Annotated in this window: 11 protein-coding genes; 5 read left to right on the forward strand and 6 right to left on the reverse strand. The window is 66.1% G+C overall.

Going from position 1 to position 13,366, the window contains the following annotated elements:
* Positions 1-198: 198 nt before the first annotated feature.
* The 3 genes from K2Y03_RS02715 to K2Y03_RS02725 all read right to left on the reverse strand — a co-directional run bounded on the left by K2Y03_RS02715 (position 199) and on the right by K2Y03_RS02725 (position 2,756).
* Positions 199-546: a hypothetical protein gene (locus tag K2Y03_RS02715; RefSeq protein ID WP_294088052.1), complete on the reverse strand. Its 348-nt coding sequence runs from the start codon at positions 544-546 to the stop codon at positions 199-201.
* A gap of 44 nt (positions 547-590) precedes the next feature.
* On the reverse strand, positions 591-1,370 hold the full coding sequence (locus tag K2Y03_RS02720) for an arginyltransferase (protein ID WP_294088055.1): 780 nt from the start codon (positions 1,368-1,370) through the stop codon (positions 591-593).
* 159 nt (positions 1,371-1,529) lie between these two features.
* Complete coding sequence (locus K2Y03_RS02725) at positions 1,530-2,756, reverse strand: threonine ammonia-lyase (RefSeq protein WP_294088057.1); 1,227 nt, start codon at positions 2,754-2,756, stop codon at positions 1,530-1,532.
* Positions 2,757-2,815: 59 nt separating this feature from the next.
* Here K2Y03_RS02725 and K2Y03_RS02730 point away from each other — a divergent pair, with 59 nt between their 5' ends.
* From K2Y03_RS02730 to K2Y03_RS02740, 3 genes are all read left to right on the forward strand, one after another.
* Positions 2,816-3,679: an NAD(P)-dependent oxidoreductase gene (locus K2Y03_RS02730; RefSeq protein WP_294088059.1), complete on the forward strand. Its 864-nt coding sequence runs from the start codon at positions 2,816-2,818 to the stop codon at positions 3,677-3,679.
* Positions 3,676-5,340 carry an amidohydrolase family protein gene (locus K2Y03_RS02735; RefSeq protein WP_294088061.1) on the forward strand — a complete coding sequence of 555 codons (1,665 nt, stop codon included), beginning with the start codon at positions 3,676-3,678 and terminating at the stop codon, positions 5,338-5,340. The genes K2Y03_RS02730 and K2Y03_RS02735 overlap by 4 nt, the downstream gene beginning before the upstream one ends.
* Positions 5,341-5,828: 488 nt before the next feature.
* Positions 5,829-6,431, forward strand: coding sequence for a response regulator (locus tag K2Y03_RS02740; RefSeq protein ID WP_294088063.1), 603 nt, complete (start codon positions 5,829-5,831; stop codon positions 6,429-6,431).
* On the opposite strand, the gene K2Y03_RS02745 is transcribed toward K2Y03_RS02740, so the two are convergent.
* Complete coding sequence (locus K2Y03_RS02745) at positions 6,421-10,224, reverse strand: PAS domain-containing protein (protein ID WP_294088065.1); 3,804 nt, start codon at positions 10,222-10,224, stop codon at positions 6,421-6,423. The two genes, K2Y03_RS02740 and K2Y03_RS02745, sit on opposite strands and share 11 nt — an antisense overlap.
* Before the next feature lie 282 nt (positions 10,225-10,506).
* On the opposite strand from K2Y03_RS02745, the gene K2Y03_RS02750 reads away from it, so the two are divergent.
* A complete protein-coding gene (locus tag K2Y03_RS02750) occupies positions 10,507-11,064 on the forward strand; it encodes a PilZ domain-containing protein (protein WP_294088067.1) in 558 nt (185 codons plus the stop codon).
* An 11-nt stretch (positions 11,065-11,075) separates the two neighbouring features.
* Here the strand turns inward: K2Y03_RS02750 and K2Y03_RS02755 are convergent, their stop codons facing one another.
* Positions 11,076-11,231 carry a hypothetical protein gene (locus tag K2Y03_RS02755; RefSeq protein ID WP_294088068.1) on the reverse strand — a complete coding sequence of 52 codons (156 nt, stop codon included), beginning with the start codon at positions 11,229-11,231 and terminating at the stop codon, positions 11,076-11,078.
* Between the two features lie 19 nt (positions 11,232-11,250).
* Complete coding sequence (locus tag K2Y03_RS02760; RefSeq protein ID WP_294088070.1) at positions 11,251-11,703, reverse strand: hypothetical protein; 453 nt, start codon at positions 11,701-11,703, stop codon at positions 11,251-11,253.
* A 420-nt stretch (positions 11,704-12,123) separates the two neighbouring features.
* Here K2Y03_RS02760 and K2Y03_RS02765 point away from each other — a divergent pair, with 420 nt between their 5' ends.
* Positions 12,124-13,365: an FAD-dependent oxidoreductase gene (locus tag K2Y03_RS02765; RefSeq protein WP_294088072.1), complete on the forward strand. Its 1,242-nt coding sequence runs from the start codon at positions 12,124-12,126 to the stop codon at positions 13,363-13,365.
* Position 13,366 lies beyond the last annotated feature (1 nt).

The raw sequence follows: 13,366 nt of genomic DNA on the forward strand, positions 1-13,366 counted from the left end.
GGCACCGAAGGCGTGCGCTTCTGGACCAAGACCAAGACGGTGACCCAGCGCTGGCCCGATGGCGGCGGCGACGGCTCAAACGCGTTCGTCATCCCGACGATGGGCTAGGGTTGGTTTTGGGCGGGCGTTGGCCCGTTTCGGTCAGCGCGCCTTTGGCGGAACGGCCGAAGTGCGCGCTAAACGCCAGCCCGCCCGGTTTCAACGAAACGTCTGTACGACCACAATCTCACCCACGATGGCCGCGTTGAAGGCGTCCAGCTCCTCGGCCGGTATCCAATATTCCTGATGGGCCGTGCCGCCGGCGATTTGGACGTCGAATTGGTCCAGATAGTCTTTGCGAACCTCGAAACGGGTGACGAAGCCCACGCCGCTGGCGGGCACGTTCCAGTCCCGGGCGATCTTTACCGCATAATCTTCGGTCGTGACGGGATAGAAGATTGGTTGTTCGGCCAATCGCGGTGGAAACGCCCGCATTCCCAGTTGTTCGATCAGCGCCAGCTCCTCGGGGCCCACGGGCCGCCACAAGGTGATCGTTTGATTGCTCATGGCATTTCTTCGCCCTGATCTCCGCGCCGCCCTGGCGCTCGCAGCTACAGCGCCTCGACCACGTCGGGCATGCCCTGGGGGGCGGGGGTGTCGTCGTTGAGCAGCGACCAGCCGGTCGGCCCCAGCACTTCGAGCGGGCGGTAGCGCGCCTTGTACGACATGCGCGGGCTGCCCTTCACCCAATAGCCCAGATACACATAGGGCAGGCCGACCGCATGCGCGCGGGTGATATGGTCGAGGATGACGAAGCTGCCCAGCCCCGGCCGCGCGTCATGGTCGGCATCGAAGAAGCTGTAGATCATCGACAGGCCGTCTGCCTGCTGGTCGGTAAGGCACGCCCCCACCAGCCGCCCGCGCCGCCCGCCCGATGAAGGCTCGCGATATTCGATGACGTGCGACTGGACCGGGCTCTGCTCGATCATGTCGGCATAATCGGCCTCGTCCATATTGGTCATGCCGCCGCCCGGGTGGCGGCTGTTCAGATAGCGGCGCAGCAGGTCATATTGCTCGTCGGTGGCCCAGGGCGGACAGGCGCTGACTTCGAGATCGGCATTGCGGCGGATCAGCCGGCGCTGCGTCTGGTTGGGGGTGAAGCCGCCCGTCACCACCCGCACCGACACACAGGCGGAGCAGCCCGCGCAGCTGGGGCGATAGGCGACCGACTGGCTGCGGCGGAACCCGATCCGGCCGAGCGCATCGTTCAGCTCGCCGGCATGCGGGCCGGACAGTTCGGTGAATACCTTGCGTTCCAGCCGGCCGGGCAGATAGGGGCAGGGCGACGGGCTCGTCACGAAGAAGCGGGGAAATCGAAATGGCGCCGTCACCGCATATGCCCTCTGATTCGGCCTGGCACCCCGTCGTCTGCGGCTGCCATCTGCGCGCAAATATTAACCGCGCCGCGTTTGTTGAAAAGGCCGTTCACCAACAATGCGGCACCACCTCGAAAAAATGCCGGGGATGACGCGGGCGCACGCCCCGGCGGCTCAGCCCAGCTCGATCAGATTGGCTTCATAGCCGCCCGCGCGCACCGCCTCGATCAGCCGGTCGAGATGTGCGCGGTCGCGGGTTTCGCACTCGATCTCGGTGATCAGCCCCTTGGCCGGCAGCGTGGTGAACACGCGCTGGTGGTATACCTCCATGATGTTCACGCGCTCCTCGTCGAAGATGCGGAACAGCTTGAACAGCGCGCCCGGCTGATCCTGCAGCCGCACGCGCAGCCGCGCCAGCCGGCCCGAGCGCGCGAGATCGCGCAGCAGCACATTGGCGAGCAGGCGCGTGTCGATATTGCCGCCGCACAGCACCAGCCCCACCGTGCGCCCGGCGAATCGCGCCGGATGCTCGATCAGCGCGGCAAGGCCGGCGGCGCCCGCGCCCTCCACCACCGTCTTTTCGATCTGGACGAGCAGCGACACCGCCTTTTCCAGGCTGCGTTCGCTGACCAGCACGATTTCGTCGACCAGCTCGCTCACCATGCGCGCGGTCAGCTGGCCCGGCTCCTTCACCGCAATGCCTTCGGCCAGCGTGTCGCCGGCGCAGGCCATCTGCGTGCCGTTGATGCGGTTGTACATGGAAGGGAACAGCTCCGCCTCCACGCCCACCACCGCGATCGGGTGGCCCCAGCTGCGTGCAACGGTCGCCATCCCGCTGATCAACCCGCCGCCGCCAATGGGGGTGACGAACATGTCGATGTCGGGCGCGTCCTCCAGCATTTCGATGGCGGTGGTGCCCTGGCCGGCCACGATGCGCGCATCGTCGAACGGGTGGACGAAGGTCAGCCCCTCGGCGCGCTCCACCTCGCGGGCATGGGCGTAGGCATCGTCAAAGGTTTCACCGTGCAGGATGACCCGCGCGCCATGCCCCTGCGTCTGCGTCACCTTCACGATCGGCGTCGGGCGCGGCATCACGATGGTGGCGGGCACCCCCAGCCGGTGCGCGTGATAGGCCAGGCCCTGGGCATGGTTGCCGGCCGATGCCGCGATCACGCCCGGCGTGCCCGCGGGCAGCTGCAGCAGCGTGTTGAGCGCGCCGCGCTCCTTGTAAGCAGCGGTGAACTGGTGGTTTTCGAACTTCAGATAGACTTTGGCGCCGGTCAGTTCGGAAAGCGTGCGGCTGAACAGCGTCGGCGTGCGCACGATTGCGGGTGCGATGCGCGCATGGGCGGCGCGGATATCGTCAATGGTCACGGCGGGCGACAGGGCAAGCTCGGTCATGGAAATCGGGCCTAGACCATCTGGCGCGGCGGGGGAACTGGGCTTATGCGCCTATCCCCATGGCAAGACTTTCCTTCCTGGGACTGGGGGTGATGGGTGCCCCGATGGCGCGGCACCTGGCCGGGGCCGGGCACGAGGTGACCGTCTATAACCGCACGCGGGGAAAGGCGGAGGCCTGGGTCGCGGCGCATGGCGGGGAGGTCGCGGCAACGCCGGCAGCGGCGGCACAAGGGGCAGCGGCCGTGTTCGCCTGTGTCGGCCGGGACGAGGATCTGGCCGCCGTGACGCTGGGCACCGAAGGGGCGTTCGCCACGATGGCACCGGGTGCGCTGTTTGTGGACCACACCACTGTTTCGGCAACGCTCGCCCGCCGGCTGGCGCAGGAAGGCGCGGCGCGCGGGCTGCATGTGGTCGACGCGCCGGTTTCTGGCGGGCAGGCGGGGGCCGAGAATGGCACGCTGTCGATCATGTGCGGCGGCACGGCGGAGGCGCTGGCGATGGCGACGCCGCTGATGCAGGCCTATGCCGCGCGCATCGTGCATGTCGGCGCGGCGGGCGCCGGCCAGCAGACCAAGATGGTCAACCAGATCGCGATTGCCGGCGTGCTGGGCGGCTTGGCCGAGGCACTGCGCTTTGCCCAGAAGTCGGGGCTGGACCTTGACCGGGTGCTGGAGGCGGTGTCGGGCGGCGCCGCGCAAAGCTGGCAGATGGTCAACCGCTGGCCGACCATGGCCGAGGACCGGTTCGACTTCGGCTTTGCGATCGACTGGATGCGCAAGGATCTGGGGCTTGCGCTCGATGAGGCGCGCGCCAACGGGGCGGTGCTGCCGGTCGCGGCGCTGATCGACCAATTCTATGCCGAGGTGCAGCAGATGGGCGGTGGCCGGCAGGATACCAGCGCGCTGGTGAGGAGGCTGAAATGATCGATCGCATCCGGCGCGGGCTGTTCGGGCTGTGCGCGGCTCTGGTGGCGCTGGCGGCGGCGCCGGCGCTGGCCGATGCGCTGGTCGATAATGTCGATGGGGTCACGCTCGATGCCGACGGCAAGGTGATGCGCTTCACCGGCATCCTGATCGGCGTCGATGGCCGCGTCGTGCGGCTGCTGAAGGATGGCGACAAGCGCCCCGACCGGCTGGACTGGCGCGCCGATCTGCGCGGCCGCACGGTGATGCCGGGCTTTGTCGACGCGCATGGCCATGTGCTGGAGCTGGGCTTCCGCGCCATGGAGCTCGACCTGTCCGACACCCGCTCGCTTGACGAGGCCAAGGCGCGCATCGCCGCCTATGCCGCTGCCAATCCGGAGCGGAAATGGATTTTGGGCGGTGGCTGGAATCAGGAGAAATGGGGGCTTGGCCGCTTCCCGACCGCCGCCGACCTGGACGCGGTGGTGGGCGATCGGCCGGTGTGGCTGGCGCGTGCCGATGGCCATGCCAGCTGGGCCAATTCGGCAGCGATGGCAGCAGCCGGGGTGACCGCCAAGAGCGTGTCGCCCCCCGGCGGCCGCATCGAGATGGAGGGGCCGCGCCCGGCCGGCGTCTTCGTCGATGCCGCGCAAGACCTGGTGCAGAAAGCGGTGCCCAAGCCGCTGCCCAAGGAGCGCGATGTCGCCTTCCGCAAGGCGCAGGACATGCTGCTGTCGTTCGGCATCACCGCCACCGCCGACATGGGCACCAGCGTGGATGACTGGCTGGCGCTGCGCCGCGCGGGCGATGCCGGCGCGCTGCGGATGCGGGTGATGAGCTATGGCGCCGGCATCGAGGACACGGTGCGCATCGGCGCCACCGGCCCCACCCCCTGGCTTTATGCCGGTCGGCTGCGGCTGGTGGGGGTGAAGCTTTATGCCGATGGCGCGCTCGGTTCGCGCGGCGCGTGGCTGAAGGGCGCTTACGCCGATGCGGCCGGCCAGCAGGGCGCCGGATTCATGGCCGATGACGTGATCCGCAACCTGATGAGCCGCGCGGCGATGGACGGCTATCAGGTTGCCGTCCACGCGATCGGTGACCGCGCCAATGCGCAGGTGCTCGACGCGATCGCCGAACTTGCCCCCACTTATGGCGGCGACCGGCGCTGGCGGATCGAGCATGCGCAGATCGTCGACCCGGCCGATATCGCCAAATTTGGCGCGCATGGCGTGATCGCGTCGATGCAGCCGGTGCACCAGACCAGCGACCGGACCATGGCCGAAGCCCGGCTGGGGCCGGAGCGGCTGACCGGTGCCTATGCCTGGGCGACGATGCTGAAGGTGGGCGGCCGGCTGGCCTTTGGCACCGATTATCCGGTGGAAAGCCCCGATCCCTTTGCCGGCTGGGCGGCCGCGTTCACCCGCACCGATGCCGATGGCCAGCCCTATGGCGGGTGGCAGGCCCAGGAACGGCTGACCCGCGAACAGGCCTGGTGGGCCTATACCCAAGGGGCCGCCTATGCCGGCTTTGCCGAAGCGCAGTTCGGCCGGCTGGCGCCGGGGCAATATGCCGATTTCATCGTGCTGCGCGGCGATCCCCTGCTCGCCAGCCCCGGCGACCTGCGGGGCATGAAGGTGGAGGAAACCTGGCTGGCCGGCACCAAGGTGTGGCAGCGGCGGTGACAACGGTCGATTTTCCCGACCTGTTCGAGGTGATTCGGTCGGATCGCCACGCGCGCGACCCTTGGGGCAGGCCAGTTGGCTCAAGGTTGCGATAACTTAACGAACATGACGACTTTTTGGAGTTAATCTTACAAGCTGATAATGAATGTGTTTTTGCGGCCATGGCAATGGCGGCCGCGTTGGTTGGCGCGTATGCATACGTATTTCTACCTGACAGCGTTGGACAAAGCCGCTCAGTTCGGGCATTGGCGCGCCTCGCAATCGATTGCAGATGCTTTGATTGCCCGCGAAACTATATTATTTCGTAATCGCAATGAACGCTCGGTCGCGTTGTTGGCAGGGCGCTCCGGCCGTGTTTTCTTTTCGCAAGCCAGGCGCCCATCGGGACGTTGCCCGGCTGACCGAAAAGAGGATGCGTCCATGCGGCGTTGCTTAAGGGAGGGAGGCTTAATCGGGGCGACAGGACACTCGTCTACGGAGTAGAATTGGTGCACGTTCATATCGTTGATGACGAACCCGAACTGTTGACGTCGCTGTCGGTTATTCTGCGGCGGGCCGGGCATGAAGTGACTTGTTTTTCAAACGCCCGCGCGTTTCTTGCCGTGGCGCGTGACCTCACTCCCGGCTGCGTTCTTCTCGACCTGCATCTGCCGGATATCAATGGCCTGACAGTGCAGCGGGAGCTGGTGCGCATGGATTGCGGCCATGCGGTCATCCTGCTGACCGGCGTAGGGGAAATCCCGGACGCGGTCAGCGCGATGCGCGCCGGCGCGCTCGATTTCATTCGCAAGCCCTATCGCGCGGCCGAGTTGCTCGAGGCGGTAACGCATGCTGAGCAGGCGGTGGCCGCCTATGCCGAAAAGCGCGCGCGCGCCCAGCGTTTTGCCGCGCTCAACAAGCTGTCCACCCGGGAGCGCGAAGTGCTGTCGGCGCTGGCCGGCGGCGGCCCCAGCAAGACGGTGGCCTATGATCTGGGCATCAGCGTGCGCACGGTTGAAATGCATCGCGCGAACATTCTGAAGAAGCTCGACGTGCCCAATATCGGCGCCGCGCTGCTGATGGCGCAGGCGGGCGCCATGCTCAGCAGCTGACCAGCCCGGTCGTGTCGAGCGCAGCGCGCACCTGCTCCGCCAACTCGGCCCGGCGATAGGGTTTGCGCAGGATCCGCGGTGCCCCATCTGCACCGTCGCCCGGCAGCTTGCGCTGGTCGGCATAGCCCGAGGTAAACAGCAGCTTCAGCTCCGGCCGCAATTTCAGCGCCATCGCGGCCAGCGCAGTGCCATCCACCCCGCCCGGCATCACGATGTCGGTGAAGAGCAGGTCGATGGGATGATCGGTTTCGATCATCGTCATTGCCTCGCGCCCGTCGGCCGCGGTCGTTACCGAATAGCCCAGGCCGCGCAACAGGGTGCAGACATGGCTGCGCACCAGGGGATCGTCTTCCACCACCAGAACCGATTCGACGCCGCTGGGCATGACGGTGCTCGACGTCTTGCGCGGCGCCGGCGGCTGCCGCTTGGCGCGCGGCAGATAGATGGTCACGGTCGTGCCGCGACCCAGCGCCGAATCGATCGTTACTGTGCCGCCCGACTGCTTGGCAAAGCCATAGACCATCGACAGCCCCAGCCCGGTGCCCTTGCCGACCTCCTTGGTGGTGAAGAAGGGATCGAACGCGCGCTGGGCGATTTCGCGGCTCATCCCGCTGCCGCTGTCGGCAACCGAAATCGCGACATAGTCACCCGGGTCAGTGCCATCGGCCGCCTGCTCCAGCCCGCTGTCATGCGAGATGTTGGCCGTTTCGATCACCAGTCGCCCGCCCGTCGGCATCGCGTCGCGCGCATTGAGCGCCAGGTTGAGCAGCGCGACTTCCAGCTGCCCCGGATCGGCAAGTGCCGGCCAGGTATCGCCCGCCAGCTGCAGCTCGATCTGCACCCGTTCGGAGAGGGTGCGGCGCAACAGATGCCCCATGCCCTGGATCAGGTCGCAGCAGTTGATGCTGCGCGGCAGCAGCTTCTGGCGGCGCCCGAACGACAACAGGCGATTGGTCAGTTCGGCGCCACGTTCGGCCGCGCTCATCGTCATCTTGGCCAGGATGCCCAGGTCGGGATCGTCGCTGGCGATTGCAGTCATTGCCTCGGCATTGCCCAGGATGACGGTGAGCAGATTGTTGAAGTCATGCGCCAGCCCGCCGGTCAACTGGCCGACCGCTTCCAGCTTCTGTGCCTGACGCAGCTGTTCGTCGAGCTCGCGCCGCTCGGTGATGTCGACCATCGAGCCGATCACGCGCACCGCCTCGCCGGTCTCGTTACGGATCACGAACCCGCGATCCATGATCGTTGCCACCGAGCCATCGGCGCGGGTGAAGCGGTATTCGCTGCGCCACACGCTGTCGCTGCCGTGGATGGCCGCGTGGAAGCTGTTGGACACACGCACCCGGTCCTCGGGCACGATCTGGGTGGTCCAGCGCTCCAGCTCCTCGCCAAAGCTTTTCGGATCAAATCCCAGCAGCGTCTTGAGATTTTCGTTCCACCACAATTTGCCGGTGGCGACGTCATAATCCCAGATCACGCCTGACGTCGCCTGGCTGATCAGCCGGGCGCGTTCATTGTTCAGGCGCATCAGCGCCTCGGCGCGGCGCTGCTCGGTCACCGGCCGCTGGATGATGAGCCAATGCGTGATATCGCCATTGGCATCGCTGAGCGGCGAAGCATTGCCATCGACCAGAATATCGTCGCCATGTTTGGTCCGCATCCACAGATCGGCCTGGACATGTTCGCCGCGGTCGGCGGCGGTGCGCATTTTTGCGATGATCGCCGGATCGTTTCGCTGGCCATAGAGCACGCTCGAATTGTGGCCGATCACTTCGTCACGGGAAAAGCCTGACTGCCGCAGATAGGTCTGGTTGGCATAGATGACCTTGCGGCCGCCCGACTCCGCATCCTGATCCTTGCTCATGATGAAGACGAAGTCGTTGGCGTTATCTACCGCGGCCAGCAGCATGCGCATCTGTTCGGCCTGCTCGCGCTCGGCCGATACCGGGCGGTGGATGACCAGCCAGTGGGTGATCTCGCCATTGGCATCGCGCAGCGGGGACGCATCGCCCTCCACAAGGATCTCGGCGCCATGTTTGGTGCGCATCCACAGGTCGGTGCGCACGGTGCCGCCGTTCAGCGACGCCTCCCGGATGCGGTCGATCAGTGCCGGATCGTTGCGTGTGCCGGTCAGCTCGGACGCTTCCTTGCCGATCACTTCCTCGCGCGTGAACCCACTCGCGTTCAGAAATGTCTGGTTGGTATAGAGGACGCGCCGGTCGTCGAGCGGCGGGTTGCTGTGCTTGGTCAGGATAAATACAAAGTCGTTGGCGCTGTCGACGGCCGCCAGCAGCATGCGCATCTGCTCTTCGCGTGCGCGCTTTTCGCTGACGGGCCGCTGGATCACCAGCCATTGGGTGAGCGCGCCGTCCGCATCGCGCAGCGGTGAGGCGTCGGCTTCAACCAGAATCTCTTCGCCGCTCTTCGTCTTCATCCAGATGTCAGCGCAGAATTTCTGACCAGCGCGGGTCTGATTGACGATTTCTGCGCCGATAGCAGGCGGATTCTGATTGCCGAAGAAACGTGCCGCAAGTTTACCAATCACTTCGTCGCTGCCGAACCCGGTTGCGCGCAGGAAGGTATCATTGGCGTAGAGAATCACGCGCCCTTTAAGCTGGGGATCGACTTCGGGGCTCAGAATCAGCACGAAGTCATTGGCGCTATCGACCGCCGCCAGCAGCATGCGCATCTGCCCCTCTCGCGCGCGCTGCTCGGTAATGTTGGTAAAGTAAAGCACCATGCCCTGGGGCGTGGGATAGAGGTTCAGATGGAACCATTGATCAAGCTTGTCGTGATGGATGGCGGTCGAATAGCTGACGCGGTCGCGCATCGCCTGGCGCACCGCTTGCGTCGTCGGTGATTCCTCAGGGAATGGGCAGATGTCCCAGAAGGTCTGGTTGGCAAGATCGGCCGCTGGCCGATCAAGCGCGCGGCGGGCAGCCTCGTTGAAATAGGTCAGCCGCCACTCATCGTCGAGAATGCAGAACGGGTCGTCGACGCTGTTCAGCACCGACAGCAGCTGCTCCGAACGACGCGCGCTCTCCTCGCGGGCAACGAACAGCTCGGTTACGTCCTGCGTTGCGCCGATGCAGTGGATGATGTTGCCGGCCTCGTCGCGTTCCACCTCGCCCATCACGCGCACCCAGATGCGGCCATGCGCGTTGGTGTCCAGCTGGCACACGGTGTCGAACGGCTTGCCCAGCGTCAAACAGTCATAGAAAACCTGCCGGATGCGGGCGTTATAGGGTTCCGGCACGCGGCGGAAGCCGGCTTCCAGATCGGGCTCGGTATCGGGCGTGAAGCCGAAAGTGTTGGCCGCCTCCTTGCTCCACTGGATGTCGCCGCAGGGCTTTACCGTCCAATGCCCCAGCCTCGCCATGCGCGCGGCCATTTCGCCGATCCGGGCAAGGCGCTTCGCCTCGCGTTCGGCGCGCAGTTCTTGAGTCGCGTCGCGAACCACCGACACGCGATAGCGCTTTCCGCCCATTTCGATGGTGTGCGAGCGGACATAGGAATCGACGATGCGGCCATCCTTCAGCCGGTGCTTGGCGTAGAAGCTTTCGCTTTCCGACATCGGAAAGGGGGCCGATGCATCGCTGCTGACGGTCGCGCCGCGCTCAACGCGGATGTCGGTGACCTTCATTTCCAGAAATTCGTCACGCGAATAGCCATAGCTGGTGATTGCGGCGTTGTTCACGGCAATGAATTTCAGGCTGTCCCGGTCATAGATCGCCATCGGGTCCGGGTGCTGGTCGAACAGCAGCGAGGTCAGGTCGGTTGGCGCATACAGCATGGCGTTTCCAGTGTCTCAGGGCAGCGGGCTGCACGCCAGCGTAACAAAATCAGGCAAGCGCGGCAGCGGATCGGCAATCTTGTACTCCAAGCAAGGCGATGGCGTAAGATTGTTGTCAGTGCATGGATAATATGACATTTGCCATGCAGCTATGATGCAATAGGCGCAGCCAGGGCGCCAGGCGCTACGGAAAAAATACGGGCGTTGGCTTTTGGCGGGGTGCGGCCCAGATGGTACCAACAGTGCCACTGGCCGCGCCTCGCGCAGGTTGGCTCTCCCGCAATGGACACACGCATGACGATGGACGGCAAGGCAGTGGCAAGCGACGATGGCGGGGCGCTGGTGATGGTCGAATCACCCCTCGGCGCCCAGCCGTTTGCGCTGCACAGCCTGAGCGCAGATGGTGCAACCGGCCGGCTGGCGGCCAGCCTGGTGTCGGGCGTGCCGGTGTCGGTGCTGTTCGGGGCGGACCGGCGGGTGCCCGCCCGCATCCGCTGGGTTCGCCCGCCGATGCTGGGCATTGGTTTCGATGCGCCGCTCGCCGCCGATCTGCTAGCGGTTTATGCCCGTACCTGCACGGTGCGGGCTGCCCGCCACAGGATGGCGCGCGTGGTTTCGGTCAGCAGCGGCGGCAGCGCCGACAGCGCGGTCATCCGCAACATGTCGCGCGGAGGAATGATGATCGAGACCGCGCTGCCGCTGGCGCTGGGCCAGCTGGTGGATATCGCGATGGATAGCGATGCGCCGCTCGCAGGCCAGGTGCGCTGGGCCCGCAATGGCCGCGTCGGGATAGAACTGATCGCGGCCGCCGCGATCCAGTCGCGCGCAGCGATCGGCTGATCCCGGCCGGTTCAGGCCGCGCGCTTGTGCACCACCACCGGCAGATTCTTGCTCGCCCGCAGCAGGATTGGTGCAGGGCGCGGCGCCCGGCGGGCCTTGCTGGCATCGACCATGCGCCAGTAAACGGCCGCGCCCATGGCGTGCACGATAAGGGGAAGTTGCGACATGTCTTGGTTCCTTCCCTGTTCAGGCTGCGCGGGGCGCGGCGCCGCTGCGCCGGTTGCGCTGGCCGCCGGCCGGCCGCCGCGTGATGGCGCCCAGATGGACCAGATTATCGTGCAGCGGTAGCACAGGAGCATGCTCTTCTTCCTGCTGGGTCGCCATGCGGCGATGCAGCAGCGCGAGCGCCGCCACGGTGCCGTCGCCGCGTTCCGCCGCGACCACCGGATCCCAGATTTCGAGCCGGTCGCCCGCGCCGATGACCAGCGCCTCTGCACCCAGCCAGCCGCCCGCGCGCGCCATAACCGGCAGTTGCAGCCGGCCGCTGGCATAAAAGGGGGCGGGTTCGAAAAAGCCGAAGTCGCGCCGCGTGCTGCGCGCAGGACCGACGTTTTCGCTCATATCAGCCAACCGCTGGGCGATGGTCTGTTCGTCGAAGAGCGTCAGGCAGGGAGCCTGCTGATCAGGCCCGGCGAACATCAACCAATGCGGTGACCGTTCGCATGCAACCGACAGAATGAACGATGGCAGTTCAATCGACCCGTCAACCGAAATCGCGCACAAGCTACTTCCAACATATGGCTTCATCGTTGGTTCCCGCCCCATTAACATTTTTTTCGCTAGCGACTGGGCGGCGTTGCTCTCAATCTGGTGAAAATACCGGCGCAGCTTCGGCGTTTGCCATTAAACAACTGAAAAACATAACATAAATGACCAATAATCCGGTTATCCAGTAGATTCACGCGGTCCACAGTTGACAGCGCCCGTGCCGAATTTGCGCCGAGTCGATGGCTGCCCCCTAGCGGCGCAGTCTGGCGTGTCGGCGGGCTGCGGCGCGGCAAATCAGGGGATGGCAAAGAAATATTGGCGCGACCCCGGCAGATCGGCCAAAGGACGGCCATGACCAGGGCCGATATCGTGATTGTGGGGGCGGGGCATGGCGGCGCGCAGGCGGCAATCGCGCTGCGCCAGGGCGGCTTTGCCGGCAGCGTGCTGATGATCGGCGACGAGCCCGAGCTGCCCTATGAACGGCCGCCGCTGTCCAAGGATTATCTGGCGGGTGACAAGGCGTTTGAGCGGCTGCTGCTGCGCCCGCCCGCGTTCTGGCAGGAGCGGGCGGTTGAGATGGTCACCGGCGAGCGGGTGGTCGCGGTCGATGCCGCCGCGCGCCGGCTGACCGGGGCCAGCGGCCGGGCCATCGGCTATGGCACGCTCGTCTGGGCGACGGGTGGCGCGCCCCGGCGGCTGGGCTGTCCTGGCGCGGAGGCGGCCGGCATCCATTATGTGCGCACCCGTGCCGATATCGACGCGCTGGTCGCCGATCTGCCCGGCGTGCAGCGAATCGCCGTGGTCGGCGGCGGCTATATCGGGCTGGAGGCGGCCGCCGTGCTGGCCAAGCGCGGCCTGTCGATCACCGTGGTCGAAGCGCAGCCCCGCGTGCTGGCCCGCGTCGCGGGTGAGGCTTTGTCGCGCTTTTTCGAAACCGAGCACCGCGCGCAGGGCGTGACCTTCCGGCTGGGCGCGTTGGTCGAGGAGATTGTGGTCGCGGGCGGCCGGGCCGCCGGTGTCCGCCTGTCGGACGGAGAGGTGGTGGCGGCCGATCTGGTGATCGTCGGCATCGGCATCGTGCCCGCCGTCGCGCCGCTGGAACAGGCGGGCGCCGCCTGTGCCGGAGCAGCGGGCGGCGTGCTGGTCGACAGCCACTGCCGCACCAGCCTGGACGCGGTGTTCGCGCTCGGCGACTGTGCCGCGCACGCCAATGCCTATGCCGGGGGCGCGGTGATCCGGCTCGAATCGGTGCAGAACGCCAACGACATGGCGACGACGGTCGCGCGCACGATTCTGGGCCGTGACGAGCTCTATGCAGCGGTGCCGTGGTTCTGGTCCAACCAATATGACCTGAAGCTGCAGACGGTGGGCCTGAGCGCGGGGCATGACGCAGCGCTGGTCCGCGGCGATCCGGCGGCGCGCAGTTTTTCGGTGGTGTATCTGAAGGCTGGCCGCGTCATCGCGCTCGATTGCGTGAATGCGGTGAAGGATTATGTCGCCGGCCGTGCGCTGGTTGCGGGCGGCGTGGTTGCCGATCCGGCCCAGCTTGCCGACCCGCAGGTGCCGCTCAAGTCGCTCGCGACGGCGGGCTGAC

Origin of the sequence: Sphingomonas sp. (genome assembly GCF_019746015.1) — a bacterium.
Classification (GTDB): domain Bacteria; phylum Pseudomonadota; class Alphaproteobacteria; order Sphingomonadales; family Sphingomonadaceae; genus Sphingomonas.

What these genes read in the sequence shown, in the direction of transcription:
- K2Y03_RS02730 (WP_294088059.1), top strand. Translation starts at nt 2,816, where the DNA reads ATGGCAAGACTTTCCTTCCTGGGACTGGGGGTGATGGGTGCCCCGATG.
- K2Y03_RS02750 (WP_294088067.1), top strand. Translation starts at nt 10,507, where the DNA reads ATGGACACACGCATGACGATGGACGGCAAGGCAGTGGCAAGCGACGAT.
- K2Y03_RS02760 (WP_294088070.1), bottom strand. Translation starts at nt 11,703, where the DNA reads ATGTTCGCCGGGCCTGATCAGCAGGCTCCCTGCCTGACGCTCTTCGAC.
- K2Y03_RS02755 (WP_294088068.1), bottom strand. Translation starts at nt 11,231, where the DNA reads ATGTCGCAACTTCCCCTTATCGTGCACGCCATGGGCGCGGCCGTTTAC.
- K2Y03_RS02715 (WP_294088052.1), bottom strand. Translation starts at nt 546, where the DNA reads ATGAGCAATCAAACGATCACCTTGTGGCGGCCCGTGGGCCCCGAGGAG.
- K2Y03_RS02735 (WP_294088061.1), top strand. Translation starts at nt 3,676, where the DNA reads ATGATCGATCGCATCCGGCGCGGGCTGTTCGGGCTGTGCGCGGCTCTG.
- K2Y03_RS02745 (WP_294088065.1), bottom strand. Translation starts at nt 10,224, where the DNA reads ATGCTGTATGCGCCAACCGACCTGACCTCGCTGCTGTTCGACCAGCAC.
- K2Y03_RS02765 (WP_294088072.1), top strand. Translation starts at nt 12,124, where the DNA reads ATGACCAGGGCCGATATCGTGATTGTGGGGGCGGGGCATGGCGGCGCG.
- K2Y03_RS02725 (WP_294088057.1), bottom strand. Translation starts at nt 2,756, where the DNA reads ATGACCGAGCTTGCCCTGTCGCCCGCCGTGACCATTGACGATATCCGC.